This window comes from Avibacterium sp. 21-595 (genome assembly GCF_023611905.1).
Taxonomy (GTDB): domain Bacteria; phylum Pseudomonadota; class Gammaproteobacteria; order Enterobacterales; family Pasteurellaceae; genus Avibacterium.
In genome coordinates this window covers 395,213-415,849 of sequence record NZ_CP091455.1, presented here as the reverse complement: position 1 = coordinate 415,849, position 20,637 = coordinate 395,213, and the positions used below count along the sequence as shown (strand labels likewise).

The window sequence follows — 20,637 nt, the reverse complement described above, 5'->3', positions numbered from 1 at the left end:
ATGTGGCAACCTACTCAAAAATAACCCGTGAAAGTCAGAATAATGCAAAAACTTTTGGTAATCCGTAATGACAAACTGGGCGATTTTATGCTGATATTTCCAGCCTTAGCCTTAATAAAAAAGGCAAATCCTCAGTTAAAAATCACCGCACTTGTGCCTAAATACACTGCACCGATGGCAGAACTTTGTCCTTATATTGACGATATTATTATTGACGCACAAGACAAAAAAGATAAAGCCCAATTTAAGCAAGTGTTACAGACAATTAAAGCGGCGAATTTTGATGCTGTAATCAGTTTTTTTTCAAATTGGCATAATGCTAAATTGGTATGGCTAAGTGGTATTAAATATCGTCTTGCTCCCGCGACAAAATTAGCACAACTCGCCTATAATCATCGTTTAACCCAACGCCGTTCTCGCTCCCTTAAGCCAGAATTTGAATATAATCTGGATCTGGCACGCGTATTTTTACAAGATCAGCATTTACCTATTGACGAGTCCCCCCCTCCTTATTTAGCTATCTCACAAGAAATTTTGCACACGCAAAAAAGCAAACTCAAACAACATTTAGGTATTACACAAAATAAAAAATGGATTTTCCTGCATAGTGGAACGGGGGGATCGGCAAATAATCTTTCTTTGGTTCAATACGCAGAATTAATCAAAGAGACCTTGCAACAATTTGATGCTTATATGGTTCTCACGGCAGGGCCAAACGAAAGTGAGAAAGCACATCAATTAGCTCAATTAGTGAATAGTCCCAATGTGGTTATTTATGATAAGAATGAAGGTTTACTAGATTTCACTTACTCTTTGGCTTGTGCTGATTTATTTATTGCAGGTTCAACAGGACCATTGCATATTTGCGGCGCATTAAATGTGCCAACCATTGGTTTTTTCCCAAGCCACCGTTCAGCGACACCATTACGTTGGCAGCCAATTAACGATCCAAATCGTCATTTAGCTTTTTCACCACCAAATGAAGAAAAAGTACTTTCTAATATTAAAATTAAGGAAATTTTTCCTCAAATTCGAGATTTTATTCATCATCTCTGGTACTAAAAAAGTGCGGTAGAAAATCATAAGATTTTCTACCGCACTTGTCTTTTATTTATTTCTCATCCATAAATCTGCATATTTTACGAATGTAGAATGTGCAGAAAGCACTGCCAATAAAAATCCCTGTTTGCCGTCTAAAAAACCGGCTTTTACGAAATACATTTTGACAAAACACCCGATTGCGTGGGTAATACCTTGAAATAATGTGGCTTTTTTCCCTTGTTTTTCTCGTTGTTCTGCCCACGCATTAGCATAATTGGCTGATTTAACCAGATAATGATGTAAATTTTTATAAGGATAATGAAGCAAATTTCCCGTTAGTTTTTGCACTATCGTATTTTCTGGGTAGATCACTTTTTCGTGAACCAAGGCATCGTTATAACCAGCATACTGGGTTTGATACAATCGCACAACATAATCGGGATACCAGCCTGAATGACGAATTAAACGCCCGAAAACTTCGCTGATACGTGGAATATCGTACACCACATTAGGCAAATTTTTCGCCACAGCTTGCTGAATTTGTTGTTTCAGCTCATCTGTAACACGCTCATCAGCATCTAACCATAACACATAATCAGACGTTACGTGTTGCTGTGCCAGTTGGCGTTGTTTGCCGAAGCCTTGCCAATCGCGATTCTCATAGAATTTAGCCCCATATTGCAGCGCGATTTCTTTGCTCTTATCGGTGCTACCTGAGTCTAAAATGACAATCTCATCCACCCAATCTTTCACGCTTTCTAAACATTGTGCAAGATCTTGCTGTTCATTTTTTATAATCATTGCAACGCTGATTGTTGGCATAATTCCATCCTTATTCAATTACTTTTTTGCTAAGTGTAATAGATCTTCTCACAAAAGAAAAAGTATTCAAAAAAAGTACCGCACTATTTTTTTAACCTAAGACAATAACCAATGGTATTTAATGTTAATTGCACAATCCAGCCAATACTAAATGCAAAGAGTAACGTTCCAATTCCCACCGTTCCCCCAAGACAAAAGCCAATAGCACAAACAGTAATCTCTATTAAGGTTCTGACTATGCCTACTTTGCAATGCCATCGCTGACATAAGCCAACCATTAGTCCATCACGAGGGCCTGCCCCTTGATGACAAGTGAGATAAAATGCGGAAGCTACGCCAAATAAGAAAATACCTAGTAAGGCATAAGTAAAGCGAAGTAGCATAGAGTGAGGAACGGAAATAAAGTCCACCGTGATACCTAAAGACAAGGCAACCAATAAGGTATTTAACACCGTTCCTAAACCTGCGCGAAGTTTAAGTGGAAACCACATCAGCATAACAATGGCACTGATAATAAGTGATGCCCAGCCAACATTAAAGCCCGCTTGTAATGCCACCCCTTGCGAAAGCACAGTCCAAGGGGCTGAACCTAAATTTGCCAGTAAAAGTAAGCCTTCCCCCATACCTAAAATGGTTAAAGAAATAATCAACATTACTAGGGAATGATACTCAATTGACCAATGTTTTTTTGCTGTCCAAGGTGTGTGAGGAAGCACGTTAAATTGATTTTTCATAGATAAATTGATCGTAAATTTGCACCGCACTTTGAGATATGATGATAAAGGAAATTTACCTAAATCCCAACTGCTTAATCTCTATAACATATAGCTAAAACGTTTAAGAAATTGTGCATTTTTACCGCAAAGCAATCGCTTGCCTTCACATTTTTGTACATTTTTGCAAGCATTTCGTTACAAAAAACAGTAAAATGCGTTTGCGTTTTTATCTCAATTTTACATTTAAGGAAATTCTAATATGAGTAGCTTAATAAGTGTGCTGGGCATTGTTGTACTTCTTGCTATTGCCGTTCTGTTATCAAGTAATCGCCGTGCAATTAGTTTACGCACAGTCGGTGGGGCGTTGTTAATTCAAATTCTGATTGGTGCATTTATTCTTTATGTGCCAGTTGGACGTGATATTTTGCTTGCCTTATCCAATGGCGTAAGCAAAGTGATAAATTACGGGAATGAAGGGGTTAAATTTGTCTTCGGTGGTTTAGCAACTGATGCGTCATTTAAAGCTTTTGGTAATGACGGATTTATTTTTGCTATTCGTGTGTTACCGATTATTGTGTTCTTCTCTGCGTTGATTTCCTTACTTTATTACATTGGCGTAATGCAGTGGATTATTAAAATTATTGGTGGTGGCTTACAAAAAGCATTAGGCACTTCCAAAGCGGAATCAATGTCTGCTGCCGCAAACATCTTTGTTGGACAAACGGAAGCGCCTCTCGTCGTCAAACCTTATATCAGTAAAATGACTGAGTCAGAATTATTTGCCGTGATGTGTGGTGGATTGGCGTCTATCGCAGGTTCAGTATTAGCTGGTTATGCCGGCTTAGGCGTACCATTGCCATACTTAATCGCTGCATCCTTTATGGCGGCACCTGCTGGCTTATTGTTTGCAAAATTAATCGTGCCTCAAACAGAAAAATTCAATGATGACATTGAAAAAGTTGATTTAGAACAACCATCAAATATCCTTGATGCTGCCGCAGCAGGGGCGTCATCTGGTATGCAATTAGCAATGAATGTCGGCGCGATGTTAATTGCATTCGTTGCATTAATTGCCTTAGTAAATGGCTTATTAGGTGGCATTGGCGAATGGTTCGGTATGCCAGAACTTTCTCTTGGCTTAATTTTAGGTTGGATTTTCCGCCCATTAGCTTGGGTGATCGGTGTACCTTGGAACGAAGCGGGCATTGCAGGTCAAATGATCGGGATTAAATTAGCGGTGAACGAATTTGTTGGCTACTTAGAATTTGCCCCTTACCTTGCAGCGGATGCAGCGGTACAATTAAGCGATAAAACAAAAGCAATTATTACCTTCGCCCTTTGTGGTTTTGCAAATTTCAGTTCTATCGCGATCTTAATTGGAGGCTTAGGTGGAATGGCACCAAGTCGCCGTGGTGATATTGCACGTCTTGGTATTAAAGCGGTAATTGCAGGTTCATTAGCTAATCTGATGAGTGCAACCATAGCCGGTTTATTTATCGGTTTAAGTGGTGCGGCGCTGTAAAGTGCGGTAAAATTTCATCACATTTTTTCGATAACGCCACGACATTGTTCGTGGTGTTGTCATATTAAGGCAAAGAAAACGTTTGCTATCATTATGTTACAAGGGGATTAGGATTTCTCCAATAAGGAAGCAATGAGCATTTTCCGCTTCCAAATAAAGCAAACATTCTGTCGCCCAAACACAGAGTTCAATGATTAAGGAGCTTAAAATGAAACGCGTATTTATAATGATGTTAGACTCTTTCGGTATCGGTTCAAGTGAAGATGCGGAAAAATTTGGCGATAAAGGCGCAAATACCTTAGGTCATATTGCACAACGCTGCGCCGAAGGGCTGGAAGACAAAAACGGGCGCAAAGGTTCACTTCATTTGCCTAATTTTGAAAAACTGGGCTTAGGCTTAGCCGCCAAAGAATCTTGCGGCGAATTGCCAGCCGGTTTTAATCCAAGCCCCGCGCTGATTGGTGGGTATGCTTATGCGAAAGAAATTTCATCAGGTAAAGACACCCCGTCAGGGCATTGGGAAATCGCAGGTGTGCCAGTATTATTCGATTGGGGCTATTTCCCCGATCACGAAAACAGCTTTCCACAGGTTTTATTAGATCGTATTGTCGAACGTGCTGGCTTAGAAGGTTACCTTGGCAACTGCCATTCATCCGGTACCGTGATTTTAGATCAACTGGGCGAAGAACATATGAAAACAGGTAAACCTATTTTCTATACCTCGGCAGATTCCGTCTTCCAAATTGCCTGCCACGAAGAAACCTACGGCTTAGACAAGCTGTACGAATTATGCGAAATTGTGCGTGAAGAATTAGCCGATTACAACATTGGGCGTGTCATTGCTCGTCCGTTTGTTGGCAACAAAGCCGGCGAATTTTCTCGTACTGGTAACCGTAAAGACTATGCCATTGAGCCACCCGCGAAAACCGTATTACAGAAATTAGTCGAAGAAAAACAAGGGGATGTGATTTCTATCGGCAAAATTGCTGATATTTACGCCCATACGGGCATTACCGAAAAAGTCAAAGCCACAGGCTTGGCAGAATTATTCGATAAAACCCTTATAGAAGTCAAAAGAGCGGGCGAAAATGCCATCGTTTTCACTAACTTTGTAAACTTTGATTCTGATTTTGGCCACCGCCGTGATGTCGTAGGTTATGCCGCTGCATTAGAATATTTCGACAGCCGTATCCCAGAACTATTAGCTTTAATGAATGAAGGTGATTTGCTTATTTTCACTGCCGACCACGGTTGCGATCCAACTTGGCACGGCACGGATCATACTCGTGAGCATATTCCCGTATTGCTTTACGGCTCACAAGTACCAAAAGCCTTTTTAGGCAAACGTGAAACCTTTGCTGATGTAGGGCAAACTATTGCCGACTATTTTGGCTTATCACCAATGGATTACGGTAAATCAATCCTTAATTTTAACGACCAAGATTAATCAATATAAGAGGACTTTATTATGACTCCACATATCAACGCCCCAGCAGGTGCTTTTGCTGATGTAGTATTAATGCCCGGCGATCCATTGCGTGCCAAATACATTGCGGAAACCTTCTTGGAAGATGCCAAAGAAGTTACCAATGTGCGTAATATGTTAGGCTACACAGGCACTTACAAAGGGCGAAAAATTTCGGTAATGGGACACGGAATGGGAATTCCCTCTTGTTCCATTTACGCCAAAGAATTAATTACTGATTATGGTGTGAAAAAAATTATCCGCGTCGGGTCGTGCGGTGCAGTACGCGCTGATGTGAAACTACGCGATGTGATTATTGGATTAGGTGCTTGTACCGATTCAAAAGTCAATCGTATTCGTTTTAAAGATAATGACTTTGCTGCCATTGCCGACTTTGAAATGACCCAAGCTGCCGTACAAGCAGCAAAAAATAAAGGCATCAACGTGCGTGTGGGTAACCTTTATTCGGCTGATCTTTTCTATACCCCTGATGTTGAAATGTTTGATGTGATGGAAAAATACGGCATTTTAGGCGTGGAAATGGAAGCAGCGGGCATCTACGGTGTTGCAGCAGAATTTGGCGCAAAAGCCTTAACCATCTGTACGGTATCAGACCATATCCGTACCCACGAGCAAACGAGCGCGGAAGAACGCCAACTGACTTTCAATGAAATGATTGAAATTGCGTTAGAAAGTGTATTGCTTGGTGATCAGGCTTAATCCCTAATGAAATCACACCGCACGAGAAACTAAGTGCGGTGTTTTTTTAGCAATTTTTCATCTTATTGATCCTTGGCATATTTTGCATAAGAAAATATTGCTATAATTTCCCTCAATTCATTTTCATCTCTGCTAGCTAAAATGTTAATGCGATTTACCCAAAAAATTCGTCATTTTATTCATCGAAAATTACGCCAAAGCTATCGCATTTCGCGTAAAACCATTGAATTTTCCTGTCTGTTAATCGGTGCAGCGTTGGTATCCTTATTCTCCCTTGGCTTTGCCAAATTTGCCGATTTAGCCTTACATTGGAATGCCCACTGGAGTGCCAAATATCCTTATGCAGTATGGATTGTGCTGCCTTTAGGACTGGCTTTTTTGGCGTGGTTTACCGCTAAATATACCCCTTATGTTTCAGGCAGTGGCATTCCACAAGTGATCGCCTCAATTGATATGCCGTATAGCGCCAATAAAAGTAAGCTCATTGCCTTTGGACAAACGCTGTGGAAAATCCCACTCACCTTTTTAGCGATGTTATTTGGTGCATCAGTGGGGCGCGAAGGACCTTCCGTACAAGTGGGCGCGGCGGTAATGTATGCGTGGGGCAACGTGTGTCGTCGCCACGGTTTGGCATTTAAAGGCTTAAATGCCAATGAATTAATGGCAACGGGCGCGGCAGGTGGACTGGCAGCGGCATTTAACGCCCCTCTAGCAGGGGTGATTTTTGCGATTGAAGAATTAGGGCGTGGCATTTTGCTCCGTTGGGAACGCCGTGTGCTACTTGGGGTACTCACCGCAGGGTTTATTTTGGTCGCCATTGAGGGCAATAACCCCTATTTTCCCAATTATCAAGGGGAAACTTCCGTGCCTTATATGTTCTTATGGGTTGCATTATGTGGCATAGTAAGTGGCATTTTAGGCGGTATTTTTGCTCGCTTATTAGCTAAAGGGGTGGCTGGCACTGCACCAGCTAAAATTCGCGGGTGGATTCGCCGTCACCCTATTTATACCGCCTTTATTTTAGGCTTAATCCTTGCGGGGCTTGGCACATTCACCCACGGACAAACTTATGGCACAGGCTATGAAGTGGTTACTCAAGCATTGAGTGGTGTCGAAATGGGGAGCGAAGTAGGCATAAGTAAACTATTCGCCACCGTTGCAACTTATTGGACAGGCACGGCTGGGGGGATTTTCACCCCATCATTAACCACGGGAGCGGGCATTGGCGCACAAATCTGGTCGCTTACAGGAGGCATTGTAGATCAACGTTTACTGGTTTTATTATGTATGGCGGCGTTCTTAGCTGGAGCAACACAATCCCCTGTTACAGCAAGCGTGGTAGTAATGGAAATGACATCCAGTGAACCCGTGCTATTTTGGCTCTTGATTTGTAGTCTTATCGCTTCTATCATTTCACGCCAGTTTAATGCGAAACCGTTCTATCATTTTGCCGCAGGGCGTTTCCGCCAGCGTATTCAAGAGCAGGCAAAACAAGCTGAGTTAAAGCAACAAGAACAGCCAAAATCCGTACAAGAAGAAAACAAATAATGACCCAACAAAAATCAACAAAAAACACACCGCACTTTTATCGTGGGCGATTTTCTGTTGCCCCAATGCTTGATTGGACAACGCGCCATTGCCGTTATTTCCATCGCCAATTCAGTCAGCACGCATTGCTTTATACGGAAATGATCACCACAGGTGCAATTATTCACGCCAAGTACGATCATTTGGAATTTGATCTGGCAGAAAACCCTGTGGCACTTCAACTTGGCGGGAGTGATCCCGAACAATTACAACATTGTGCAAAACTTGCCGCAGAGCGTGGTTATCAAGAAATTAATTTAAACGTGGGCTGCCCGTCTGATCGCGTGCAAAACGGAATGTTTGGTGCTTGCCTGATGGCGAAAGCGAATTTAGTTGCAGATTGTGTACAGCGTATGCAGTCTGTGGTGGATATTCCTGTCACGGTAAAAACCCGTATTGGCATTGATGATCTTGATAGCTATGAATTTCTCTGTGATTTCGTGCAGAAAGTGACACAAGCAGGCTGTCAAGAATTGATCGTCCACGCACGCAAAGCGTGGCTCAGTGGATTAAGCCCGAAGGAAAATCGTGAAATTCCCCCCCTTGATTATGAGCGTGTTTATCAGCTAAAACGGGATTTTCCACAACTTTTAATCAGCATTAACGGCGGGATTAAAACCATTGAAGAAATGCAACAACATCTGCGTTATGTGGATGGCGTAATGGTTGGGCGTGAAGCTTATCAAAACCCGAGTTTATTAGGCTATATTGACCACGCCTTGTTTGATCAACAATGCCCTATTGTTCATCCCAAAGAGGCAGTGGAAAAAATGTTCCCCTATATCGAACAACAGCTTGCGCAAGGTGTTCATCTTAATCACATCACCCGCCATATGCTTGGTGCATTCCAACATTGTAAAGGCGCCCGTCAATGGCGCAGACATCTCAGTGAAAACGCCCATAAAACGGGGGCAGGCATTGAAATCGTGGAACAGGCTTTAGCTTTTGTGGAAGCCTAATTGTGGTAGAAACTAAAATAGAAAAGTGCGGTGCTTTTTTCGCAACTTTTTATTGTAAAAGAAAGCCCTTTTTACAAAGGGCTTAAGCGTAACGTTCGTTTATTCCACTAATTTGGCAGGCATTTCAGGTGCAATTAAGCGACGTAAGCGCGTACCTTCCAGATCAATATGTCCAAAACGCGAATGCCCATTATTCCAATCCTCCACAGCTTGACGCAAAGCCGCTTGACTATCCGCGACAAAATTCCACCACACTAAGGTTTTATGTGCGAGCGGTTCTCCCCCGAGCAGCATAATATGGCTGCCTGCTTCCCCTTTGATGTTAAATTCGTGGGCTTGGCAATCCGTTAAACTAACCAGTTGATCTTGTTGGTAAATTTGCCCTTCAATCTCCACGTTGCCTTTCAGTACCAGTACGCCATATTCAAAGTTTGGTTGCTGTTCTATACGCACTGTTTGGGACTGTTGAAATTGAATATCTACGCCTACTAACGGGCTATATTGCTGTGTTGGTGCGGTTCTGCCTTGATAGCTACCGGTGGTTAAAATGTAATTTACGCCATTTTCCTGCCATTCAGGCAATTGAGGATAATGTTGAAAATTTGGTTCAATCTCTTGATCCATTGGGAGCGCAATCCAAAGCTGTACCGCGTGAAGCTGATGCACGCCTTCAGGGGTTTGTTCCGTATGGCTAATGCCACGCTGGCTACCAGTGCCAGCAGTCATTAAATTCACTTGTTTGGGCTTAATTAATTGACGATAACCAAGGCTATCTTGATGCCAAACTTCCCCTTCAAGCATCCACGTAAACGTCTGTAAATTGGTGTGTGGATGCGCACCGACTTGCAAGCCCGCATTATCATCGGTAAATTCTGATGGCCCCGCGTGATCAAGAAAACACCACGCCCCAATGGTACGCTTACCCGCTTGTGGTAACAAACGCGCCACAGGAATGCCACCGACATCTTTGGTTATTGCATTTAATTTATCTACGCTCATTTTCGTTCCTTATGCTTTAGTTTATTGCCTTATGTTGCCTTATGCTTTCGCCCATTGAATAAAAGTTTGTGCAAACTTACTTAAAAAAACCGCGGTGCGTTCATCTGCTACTTCCCCTTGTTCATTAAGCGCTTGCGTCGCACGGCTAAGAAAAACTTCTGGAGAAATCAGCACATTCGCACCAATACTTTGTAAACTTTGACGAATTTGCAGACCCGCATTAATCCCGCCATAAGCGCCCGGTGAGGCAGTAACAATAGCCACTTTCTTACCTTGCCATAAATTTTGTCCATAAGGTCGAGAAGCAATATCAATGATATTTTTCGTGGCGGCAGGCATTGCGCGATTATGTTCAGGGCTAACAATGAGTACTGCATCAGCCATTTTAATTTGCTCACGCACGCGATCATATTCTGCCACGCTTTCCTTATCGCGATCTTGTGTGTAAAGAGGCAAATCATCAATGCGTACTTCCTGCACCTTTACCTCAGCAGGAAACTGAGCAACGATGTAATTTGCAATACTTCGATTAATAGATTGTTTGCTTAAACTGCCAATAATCAGCGAAATGTTCATTATTATAACCTCAATACATTAGGGGAAATTTTCGCCAATTATAAATCTCCCCCTCCTCCCAAACAATCGGCATTTTAGAAATGATCTTTTTCCTGATAAGAAAAAGTGCGGTGAAAAATTACCGCACTTTGTTTTTTCCTATGCTTTCTTATTTTAACGCGACTCTTGCGTTTCTGAATAATCGCATCCACGCGCCGTCTTCTGTCCAATCTTCAGGATACCACGAATTGGAAACTGCGCGGTAAACTCGTTCTGGGTGTGGCATCATAATGGCGACACGTCCATTGCGGTTGGTGAGTGCGGTAATACCATCCACGGAACCATTTGGGTTGGCGGGGTATTGGGTGGTTGGGATTAGATCATTATCAATATATTGTGCAATAATCAAATTTTGTTCACGCAACATAGCAAGTTGCTGATCATTTTTGAACTCTACACGTCCCTCACCGTGAGAAACCGCGATTGGCATATGAGAACCAGCCATTCCGTTAAACCACAGTGAAGCCGTCTCATTGATGCGAACCATTGCGACGCGCGCTTCAAAACGTTCCGATTGGTTACGCACAAAACGTGGCCACGCTTCTGTTCCCGGGATAATTTCAGCTAAGTTAGCGAGCATTTGGCAACCATTACATACCCCGAGTGCAAGGGTATTTTCACGAGCAAAGAAAGTGGCAAATTGATCGCGAAGTGCGGTGTTAAATAGGATAGATTTTGCCCAGCCACCGCCTGCGCCTAACACATCACCGTAAGAGAAGCCACCACAAGCCACAAGCGCTTGGAAGTCTTTCAAATGATGGCGTTGATGTTGCAAATCGCTCATATGCACATCAATGGCATCAAAGCCTGCACGGTCAAAGGCAGCGGCCATTTCATAATGGCTGTTTACGCCTTGCTCACGTAAAATGGCAATACGTGGACGTACACCTTTGGCGATATAAGGTGCCGCAATGTCTTCATTCACATCATAAGTTAAAGACACGGAGAAGCCTTTGTCATTTGGATTTTTCTTCGCGGCAAATTCTTGGTCTGCACATTCTGGATTATCACGCAATGCCTGCATTTTGTGGGTCAATTCTGCCCAAATGCCACGCAATTCAGAACGGGTTTGTTTCAATAACACTTTCGTGCCACGCGTGATTTCAAATTGATTGTTTGCGGTTACCGTGCCAAGTTCTTTCAGTAGATACAGTACACCATTTTGCTCGAAAGCCTGACGAACAGCGGGCAAATCACTGTCTTTCACTTGGATCACCGCACCTAATTCTTCATTAAACAATACGGCAAGATCGTTATCGCCTAATGCACTAATATCTACGGATACGCCACAATGCCCTGCAAACGCCATTTCGGCAAGGGTGATAATTAAGCCGCCGTCTGAACGATCGTGGTAAGCCAGCAATTTTTGTTCATTCACAAGTTGTTGCATTGCATTGAAGAAGCCTTTCAGGCTTTCCACATTCACCACATCCGCTGGCTTATCACCTAATTGTTTATAAACCTGCGCCAATGCGGTTGCGCCTAAGCGATTTTTCCCTTCACCTAAATCAATCAAGAATAAACGGCTGCTGCCTTTGTCGGTGCGTAATTGTGGGGTGACGGTTTTGCGTACATCCTCCACCCGAGCAAACGCACTGATCACTAAAGAAAGGGGGGCGGTGACGGATTTTTGTTCACCATTTTCCTGCCAAGTAGTTTTCATTGACATTGAATCTTTCCCCACGGGAATGGTCAAGCCCAATTGCGGACAAAGTTCTTCTCCTACGGCTTTGACGGCTTCATAAAGCCCTGCATCTTCGCCCGTATGCCCTGCGGCAGACATCCAGTTAGCAGAAAGTTTAATGCGTTTAATATCGCCAATATCCGTTGCGGCAATATTGGTGAGGCTTTCTGCTACGGCTAAACGTGCAGAAGCAGCGAAATCTAACAATGCCACAGGGGCGCGTTCACCCATTGCCATTACTTCACCGTGATAGCTATCTAATGCCGTCGTCGTGACTGCGCAGTCTGCTACGGGGATTTGCCAAGGACCAACCATTTGATCGCGCGCTACCATACCTGTTACGGAGCGATCGCCAATGGTAATCAGGAAAGTTTTCTCAGCCACCACAGGTAAGCGTAATACACGGTGTAGCGCTTCTTTTAATTCAATAGTTGATTGATCAAGCGGTGGGTTATGCACTTGTTTAGACTCAATGTCGCGCGTCATTTTTGGCGTTTTGCCGAGCAACACGTTCATTGGTAAATCAATCGGATCATTATGGAAATGCTCATCGTGCAAGGTGAGATGTTCTTGTTCTGTGGCTTCACCAACCACAGCAAATGGCGCGCGTTCACGCTGACAGAGTTGTTCAAATAAGGCCAATTTATCTGGCGCAACAGCCAGCACATAGCGTTCTTGCGATTCGTTACACCAAATTTCTAACGGCGACATTCCTTTTTCATCACATAAAATATCACGCAATTCAAAGCGTCCGCCACGTCCGCCATCGTGAACTAACTCTGGCATTGCATTAGACAAGCCACCTGCGCCCACATCGTGAATAAACAGAATTGGATTGTCCTCACCCATTTGCCAACAGCGGTCGATCACTTCTTGGCAACGGCGTTCCATTTCAGGGTTATCACGCTGTACAGAAGCAAAATCCAAATCTTCTTTCGATTTGCCTGATGCCATTGAAGAGGCCGCACCACCGCCTAAGCCAATATTCATTGCAGGCCCACCAAGTACAATCAATTTTGCGCCCACAGGGATTTCACCTTTTTGCACGTGTTCTGCACGGATATTCCCGATACCACCTGCGAGCATAATAGGCTTGTGATAGCCACGCACTTCTTCGCCATTAAAGCTGTTTACTTTTTCTTCATAAGTACGGAAATAACCAAGCAAGGCTGGACGACCAAATTCATTATTAAATGCCGCACCACCTAAAGGCGCTTCTAGCATAATATCTAATGCTGAGGCGATTCGATCAGGTTTAGATAGCGCGGTTTCCCACGGTTGCTCAAAATTTGGAATGACCAGATTTGAAACAGAAAATCCCACTAATCCTGCTTTTGGTTTAGCGCCTCTTCCTGTTGCCCCTTCATCACGAATCTCGCCGCCAGATCCCGTTGCAGCCCCGGGGAAAGGGGAAATTGCCGTTGGGTGGTTATGGGTTTCGACTTTCATTAAAATATGCGCATCTTCATTATGATAACGGTATTGCCCATCTTGATCTGGGAAAAAGCGTCCAACTTTTGATCCTTTCATTACCGCGGCGTTATCTTTATACGCTGAAAGCACATAATCTGGGGTTTTCTCAAAGGTATTTTTGATCATTTTGAACAAGGATTTTTCTTGTTTTTCACCATCAATGATCCAATCGGCATTAAAAATTTTATGGCGACAATGCTCTGAATTGGCTTGCGCGAACATATAAAGTTCTACATCAGTCGGATTACGCCCAAGTGCGGTGAAATTTTCCACTAAATAATCAATTTCATCTTCTGCCAATGCCAACCCCAGAGACACATTTGCTTGCGCTAATGCATTACGCCCACCTGCCAAAATATCCACTCGGGTAAAGGGTTTTGGTTGCTGTTGCTGGAATAGCACTTCGGCTTCTTGTGGCGTGCGGATTACCGTTTCCATCATTCGGTCATAAATATGACTAACAAGCTGGGTTTGCTCTTGCTCATTTAAAGTACGTTCTAACTCAAAATAAAACGCTAATCCGCGCTCTAAGCGTAAAACTTTATTTAAACCGCAGTTGTGTGCAATATCAGTGGCCTTTGACGACCAAGAAGAAATCGTGCCAACACGAGGGATAACAATAAAACATTCCCCTTGTGGTTCGTGCTGTGCCAAGTTTGGACCATAATGTAATAATTGGGTTAATTCTTGCTCTTCAAGCGTATTCAATGCTTCACTGAGTTCCGCAAAATGTTGATATTCTGCATAGCAAGATTTCACTGGAAGTTGTGCTTGTTGAAAGCGTTGGACGAGTTGATTTAAACGGAAAGGCGAAAGGGCTGGAGAGCCACGAAAAATCTGCAACATAGACTTACCATTGGTTAGATTAATGAAAAACTTGGCTATTATAGAGGAATTTTTAGCAAAACGAAAACGTTTGCGTAAGTATGGTAATGGATAAAAGACGAATTCATTAAAAACGTGATGTTATGGATAAAAAAAGAGAAAAAAACGACCGCACTTTTGATTTAGGCAAAAGGCGGTTGTTAATTAGCTAAGGCAAGCGAGAAATTTAGCTCGCTTTTTTGCGACGTTTTAAAGTATCGAGTAATACAGCAAAAACAATGATCAATCCTTTTACAATTTGTTGCCAGTAAGGATCGACTCCCAGCATATTTAAACCTTTGTTGGTTGTACCAATAATCAATGCTCCAATTACACACATTGGAATGCTGCCAAAGCCACCACTTAATGATACGCCGCCAATCACTGCTGCGGCGATTGCATCAAGCTCCCAAGCTAATCCGTAAGAAGGGTTACCCGCATAGGTTCGTGCTGCGAGTAATGCCCCCGCTAAACCAGATAATGCGCCCGCTAAGGTATAAACCCAAATTAAGGTTTTAGTGGTGTTGATTCCACAAATTTTTGCCGCATTAAGATTTCCGCCCACAGCATAAACGTGGCGTCCAAAAGTAGAACGACTGAGTAAAATATGTGATCCAATTACAATCAAAATATATAAAATAACTAACCCAGGTAAGCCAAATACATTTACATCAGCAATCCAAGTAAAGGCTTCAGAAGAGGCATCAATTGGGCGTCCATCTGAATATAATTGTGCCGCACCACGAGCAATAATCATCATACCTAAGGTGGCAATGAAGGGAGGAATTGCGCCTACTGCGGTTAATGTTCCATTAATTGCTCCGAGGAATGCGCCTAATGCTAATGAAATAGCGAAAGCGAGCATTGCAGCACTTACAGAATCACCGCCAGTCACTACTGAAGCTGAAACCACTGCGGTAAGCGCCACGACAGAACCAGAGGATAAATCAATCCCTGTTGTGATAATTGCAAAAGTTACTCCAATAGCAATGATTCCAAACATTGAAACCTGTTCGATAATACTCCAAACCGTACGAGCAGAGAAAAAACCATCAATTGAGAGAGAAAGGGCTAAAAATAGTCCAATTAAGATAAAAACCATTCCATAAGCATTTATGATTTTTTTGAAAGTCACATTTGACATAATATATACCTCATCTGTGTTTACCATTTTACTAGTTTGAATGAATGTTAGTCTGGTTTATAAATGTTGTTATGCACCAGATGCTAATTCTAAAACCCGTTCTTGCGTTAGTTCTTGATGTGGGATAATCCCAACTTGATGTCCTTCGTGCATTACCATAACACGATCGCTCATTGAAAGTAGCTCTAGCATATCTGATGTAATCATAATGATTGTTTTTCCTTGTTTGGATAACTCAACCATTAATTTATAGAGTTCTGCTTTAGCCCCCACATCAATACCTTTTGTTGGTTCATCAAGGATTAAAATATCAGGCTCAAGTAAAAGCCAACGGGCAAGTAACACTTTTTGCTGGTTTCCTCCTGATAGATTATTAGTAATGACTTCGACATTTGGCGCCTTAATTTTGAGCTTGTCTTTTTGTTCATACGCCGTCTTTTGCGCTCGCGTTACTGATACCAAAAAATTTTCCAAATAAGGGGACATTTTCGGCATAATCATATTGTCAGTTATGCTTAAATTAAGAAATAATCCTGTCAATTTACGATCTTCTGTTACAAAACCAATTTTGTATTTCATCGCATCTAAGGGATTATGAATTTCAGCTTTTTCACCATGAATATAAATTTCGCCGCTATCCGCGGGTTTATAACCAAACAACCCCTCGACTATTTCGGAACGACCAGCCCCCACTAAACCAGCAATACCAAAAATTTCCCCTTTACGCACTTTGAAATTAATATCTTGATATTTTCCTACACGAGTAAAGTGTTTCACCTCAACAACAATTTCATCTGAAATCTCAAAACGTTCACGTTGGAACATTTCAGACATATCTCGTCCAACCATCATTGAGATAAGTTGATCTTTAGTGATCTCTGAAGTGGCTTTTGTACCAATGTATTGTCCGTCGCGAATTACGGTGATTTCGTCAGAAACTTTAAATACTTCGTCTAATTTATGTGAAATAAAAATAATGGCGATACCACGTTTTTTTACAATATCAATAATACGATAAAGTTGTTCTACCTCAGTTTCAGTTAATGCTGTTGTGGGTTCATCCATAATAATGACTTTGGCATCATTGGATACTGCTGTTGCAATTGCAACAAGTTGTGCTTTCGCAACAGAAACTTCAGACATTTTGACTGTAACATCCATCGGGACACCAAGATTATTAAGAATTTCTACCGCTCTTGCATTCATCTCTTTTTGATTAAGCAAAAAACGCCCTTTCGTAATTTCTCGCCCAAGATAGAAGTTATCGGCAATGGTCAAATTCGCAGCAGGTGAAATTTCTTGCGGCACCATTGTTAAACCACGTCTAATCGCATCAATCGGTCGGGTAGGTTTAAAGGGTTTATCATCAAAAATTAACTCGCTGCCCACATCGGGGGTGTAAATGCCATAAAGCACTTTCATCAATGTCGATTTACCGGCGCCATTTTCACCCATTAAGGCGTGAATAGATCCTCTTTTTACTTTTAAATTAATTCCATCTAACGCTTTTACCCCAGGAAATGTTTTAGAAACGTTACGCATTTCTAAAATATAGGGAGATTTTGTTGCTGTACTCATACTTTACTCCTTCATATCAACTATTTATCAGAGCTATTCTTTATATTTATTGAGATATTGTGTTTTTTTATCAGGTGTAACTAATTCAAATGGAATCCATTTTATCGCGGGAACTTTTTCTCCTTTGGTCACTTTAATAAGTGGGGTATCAGACAAGCTATACATCGAAACGCCGATAGTGAAGGATTTGGCAAATAATGTCGGAATAAAGAAAATGCCAATAAATAGGAAGAATAGTTTTTTGAACATCACTTATACTCCAAAAATAACGAAAAAATGAACCGCACTTTGAGTTATCTCATTTATTAGTCGAAGGACAAAGCCAAAGCTCTGCCCTTCTGTATGAGTGTTATTTATATTTGGCTTGATATTCCTCTTTTTTATCAGGGGTAACTAATTCAAATGGAATCCATTTTATTGCAGGGACTTTTTCGCCTTTTGCTGCTAAATACGCAACTTCTGCTCCAGCTGCCCCTTGCCCTTTAGCTGATTGATAAACCGTAGCATCTAGCCCTTTACCTAAATATTCCAATGCATCAGGCGTGGCATCCAAACCCACAATAAGAATATCTTCATCTTTTAGCCCCAGTTTACGCGCAGCAAGTAATGCACCGATTGCCATTTCATCATTGTTGCTCACCACAACATTAATATCTTTATTTGCTGCCAATACGTTTTCAGCAATGCTCAAACCTCTATCACGTTCCCATTTTCCTTCTTGCTCTGTCGCGATGTTAATATTTTTATGTTGTGCAAAAATATCTTTATTACCTTGAGTTCGCTTAGTTACTGCATCTTGCCCTAAAGGCCCTAATAAAATTAATGCATTGCCTGATTTGCCACCTAACGTATTCACAATAAAATCTGCTTGGATACGTCCCCCCTCAATCTCATCAGAACCGACGTAACTTGTAACATATTTCATATCTTCATCATTAGGTTTACGATTAACAATAATGAGTGGAATTTTTGCTTTTTGTGCTTTACGTCCAATAACCTTAACAATATTTGGATCTGTTGGTACAACAAGCAAAGCATCAACATTTTGATCGATAAACGTTTCCACATCATTTAGCAAACGAGCTGGATCGCCATTTGCATCGGATAATTTAATTTCCACATCATCGTGTTTCGCATCAAAATCACGAATTGAATCTTGTAAATATGTCTGCCATTTATCCGCGAAAGAATTCATTGGGGCACCAATCATAAGCTGCTTACTCATTACAACTTGAGATGTCAATAACAATCCGCCGCACAGCATTACTAATAGTGTTTTTTTCATTCTTCTACTCCTATTTTAAAGGTTAGATTGATCACAAAGCTGAAATACCACTATATTGCACAAGGTTCTATTTTGTGAATATAAATTTCAAATTTAGATAATTATGAAATAAATCATCTATTTTTATATATAGCATTAAGGGAAAAATGTCGCAATCATCAAGTTAAAAAATTGTGAATTAGATCGTATTTTCGTATTTAGAAATAAAGAAAATGCATAAAAACTCACATTTTTTTCTGCTGTACTTATAAAAAATAGAAATCTAAGCATTTTTCTGTTATTTACATAATTTTAATCGCCAAAATCTGGTTTCTAACCTAAAATTTGATCTTCGCAACAAAATGAAATTTCACGCCCAAAAATAGAAGTTTTTGAAATTTAATTTTCAATAAAAAGCGTTATTTAGATGCCATCCACTTATTTAAAAAGAAATGAAAAAGAATGATGTGAGTATTTATGTCCTCTATACGATTTTTATAGCATTAGTTGCTATGTTAGTTCGATACCACACTAAAGAAGATGGTCTGGGTAACTCGAAGATTATTATTTTTCAGGACTTGATTAACCAACGCGTTCATCTCTGATTCAATGATGTTGAATCATCGTTCTAATGAACATAATGGCTATTCCCTCTCGCAATATAGTGTGAGTTTTCTTCAATGAGTAAAAGCAGGAAATTTAACGACTATTGCTGGCAAAATGGTAGTGTTTGACTAATAACCACAATGAGAAACGCAGGTTTTTCCTAAGCATAAAAAGCGTTAAACCGTTGCTTAATCTTTTATTCATAGAGAAAAAAATTCGCAAAAATTCAACCGCACTTATTCTTTTGTATAAAAATAAAGTGCGGTTGAAAATCATTGAATTTTTTGTTGTGCTGCAGAAAATTCTATTTCTAAATATCCACTATATACTTAGTCTTCCGTCCAGCGCCTAAAAATGAGCGATGTATTTACCCCACCAAAGGCGAAGTTGTTATTCATTACATAGTCTGTGTGAATTTCTCTTGGGGCTTGACGAATGTAATCAAGCTTGCCACAACGTGGATCGATATTATCTAGGTTGAGCGTTGGTGCAAACCAATTATCGCGCATCATTTCAATGGAAAACCAAGATTCTAATGCACCGCACGCGCCGAGTGTGTGTCCGAGATAGCTTTTTTGTGAACTGAGGGAAACATTGCCAAATAATGCGGCGGTGGCAAGGGTTTCTGCAATATCACCTTGTTCTGTGGCTGTGCCGTGTCCATTCACATAACCAATTTGCTCAGGGCGTAATCCCGCATCTTGTAAAGCTAATTCCATACAGCGTTGCATTGTTTCTTTTTGTGGACGTGTAATATGGCTGCCATCGCTGTTTGCGCCATACCCAACCACTTCCGCTAAAATTGTTGCGTTGCGTGCTTTGGCGTGTTCAAGTTCCTCTAATACTAAGATCCCTGCGCCTTCGCCAATGACTAAACCATCGCGCTCTTGATCATAAGGACGTGGTGTTTGCTGTGGTTGGTTATTCCGGCGACTTGCGGCATAAAGAGAGTCAAACACATAGACTTGTGAAGGGCAAAACTCTTCACCGCCACCAGCTAACATCATTGGGATCATTCCATATTTGATCGCCTCATACGCATAACCAATGCCTTGACTGCCTGATGAACAGGCGCTTGATGTTGGGATAATACGTCCACTTAAGCCAAAGAAAATACCGATATTTGCCGCGGTAGTATGAGGCATCATTCGTACATAAGTATTGGCATTACTGGTGTTGGGATAACCTGCCATCATTAAACCGAGATCTTGTATGTCTTTGGTACTGCCTGATGATGAGCCACTTGCCACACCCATATTGCCATTGAGGACGCAAGGATCAAGTTCACCATTTTGCAATAACCCCGCATTTGTTAGCGCCATTTCAGCAGCATCAACACAAAGCTGCGCCACTCTGCCCATACTGCGTAATTGCTTACGATTCCAATGCTCCGGTGGGGTATAGTGGTTAATAGGCGCACCAAGACGAGATTCTATTTCCCCATCTAGCTTGCCCCAATCCATTGTTTGCACTGCATTTTTTTGTTTCGCAAAAGCCTGTTTAATGCTTGCCCAATCACGTCCAAATGCGGTAATACCGCCGATACCTGTTACCACAACGCGTTTCATTATTTTTTCC

At 41.6% G+C, this 20,637-nt stretch carries 16 protein-coding genes; 6 read left to right on the top strand and 10 right to left on the bottom strand.

The features are described from left to right. The first annotated feature begins 42 nt into the window (after positions 1-42). A complete protein-coding gene (locus L4F92_RS01935; protein ID WP_250364008.1) occupies positions 43-1,062 on the top strand; it encodes a glycosyltransferase family 9 protein in 1,020 nt (339 codons plus the stop codon). Between the two features lie 45 nt (positions 1,063-1,107). Here the strand turns inward: L4F92_RS01935 and L4F92_RS01930 are convergent, their stop codons facing one another. Both L4F92_RS01930 and yczE read right to left on the bottom strand, forming a co-directional pair. Continuing rightward, the gene (locus L4F92_RS01930) at positions 1,108-1,863 is read right to left on the bottom strand and encodes a glycosyltransferase family 2 protein (RefSeq protein WP_250364007.1); all 756 of its coding nucleotides are present in this window, start codon (positions 1,861-1,863) and stop codon (positions 1,108-1,110) included. Positions 1,864-1,946: 83 nt separating this feature from the next. Next, positions 1,947-2,597, bottom strand: coding sequence for a membrane protein YczE (yczE, locus tag L4F92_RS01925; protein WP_250351016.1), 651 nt, complete (start codon positions 2,595-2,597; stop codon positions 1,947-1,949). A gap of 241 nt (positions 2,598-2,838) precedes the next feature. Here yczE and L4F92_RS01920 point away from each other — a divergent pair, with 241 nt between their 5' ends. From L4F92_RS01920 to dusA, 5 genes are all read left to right on the top strand, one after another. After that, a complete protein-coding gene (locus L4F92_RS01920; RefSeq protein ID WP_250364006.1) occupies positions 2,839-4,101 on the top strand; it encodes a NupC/NupG family nucleoside CNT transporter in 1,263 nt (420 codons plus the stop codon). Between the two features lie 208 nt (positions 4,102-4,309). Beyond that, positions 4,310-5,548, top strand: coding sequence for a phosphopentomutase (deoB, locus tag L4F92_RS01915; RefSeq protein WP_250364005.1), 1,239 nt, complete (start codon positions 4,310-4,312; stop codon positions 5,546-5,548). 21 nt (positions 5,549-5,569) lie between these two features. Continuing rightward, positions 5,570-6,286, top strand: coding sequence for a purine-nucleoside phosphorylase (gene deoD, locus L4F92_RS01910; RefSeq protein WP_250351019.1), 717 nt, complete (start codon positions 5,570-5,572; stop codon positions 6,284-6,286). A 141-nt stretch (positions 6,287-6,427) separates the two neighbouring features. Beyond that, complete coding sequence (locus L4F92_RS01905; protein ID WP_250364004.1) at positions 6,428-7,834, top strand: chloride channel protein; 1,407 nt, start codon at positions 6,428-6,430, stop codon at positions 7,832-7,834. Further along, positions 7,834-8,832 carry a tRNA dihydrouridine(20/20a) synthase DusA gene (gene dusA / locus L4F92_RS01900; RefSeq protein ID WP_250364003.1) on the top strand — a complete coding sequence of 333 codons (999 nt, stop codon included), beginning with the start codon at positions 7,834-7,836 and terminating at the stop codon, positions 8,830-8,832. Before L4F92_RS01905 ends, dusA begins: the two co-directional genes overlap by 1 nt. A gap of 99 nt (positions 8,833-8,931) precedes the next feature. Here dusA and L4F92_RS01895 read toward each other — a convergent pair whose 3' ends face one another. The 8 genes from L4F92_RS01895 to L4F92_RS01860 all read right to left on the bottom strand — a co-directional run bounded on the left by L4F92_RS01895 (position 8,932) and on the right by L4F92_RS01860 (position 20,627). Continuing rightward, positions 8,932-9,831, bottom strand: a complete 900-nt coding sequence (locus L4F92_RS01895) for a pirin family protein (RefSeq protein ID WP_250364002.1) — start codon at positions 9,829-9,831, stop codon at positions 8,932-8,934. A gap of 39 nt (positions 9,832-9,870) precedes the next feature. Continuing rightward, entirely contained in the window at positions 9,871-10,407 is a 537-nt protein-coding gene (locus L4F92_RS01890) for an NADPH-dependent FMN reductase (protein ID WP_250364001.1), read from the bottom strand. A gap of 148 nt (positions 10,408-10,555) precedes the next feature. Then, positions 10,556-14,449 carry a phosphoribosylformylglycinamidine synthase gene (gene purL, locus L4F92_RS01885; RefSeq protein ID WP_250364000.1) on the bottom strand — a complete coding sequence of 1,298 codons (3,894 nt, stop codon included), beginning with the start codon at positions 14,447-14,449 and terminating at the stop codon, positions 10,556-10,558. Positions 14,450-14,654: 205 nt separating this feature from the next. Next, entirely contained in the window at positions 14,655-15,611 is a 957-nt protein-coding gene (locus L4F92_RS01880) for an ABC transporter permease (protein WP_250351025.1), read from the bottom strand. 69 nt (positions 15,612-15,680) lie between these two features. Then, positions 15,681-17,189, bottom strand: coding sequence for a sugar ABC transporter ATP-binding protein (locus L4F92_RS01875; protein ID WP_250363999.1), 1,509 nt, complete (start codon positions 17,187-17,189; stop codon positions 15,681-15,683). A gap of 33 nt (positions 17,190-17,222) precedes the next feature. Further along, the gene (locus tag L4F92_RS11110; RefSeq protein ID WP_250363998.1) at positions 17,223-17,438 is read right to left on the bottom strand and encodes a hypothetical protein; all 216 of its coding nucleotides are present in this window, start codon (positions 17,436-17,438) and stop codon (positions 17,223-17,225) included. 100 nt (positions 17,439-17,538) lie between these two features. Continuing rightward, the gene (locus tag L4F92_RS01865; RefSeq protein ID WP_250363997.1) at positions 17,539-18,474 is read right to left on the bottom strand and encodes a substrate-binding domain-containing protein; all 936 of its coding nucleotides are present in this window, start codon (positions 18,472-18,474) and stop codon (positions 17,539-17,541) included. A 914-nt stretch (positions 18,475-19,388) separates the two neighbouring features. Next, positions 19,389-20,627 (bottom strand): beta-ketoacyl-ACP synthase, encoded by a 1,239-nt coding sequence (locus L4F92_RS01860; RefSeq protein ID WP_250363996.1) that lies wholly within the window; start codon positions 20,625-20,627, stop codon positions 19,389-19,391. Between the last annotated feature and the right edge of the window lie 10 nt (positions 20,628-20,637).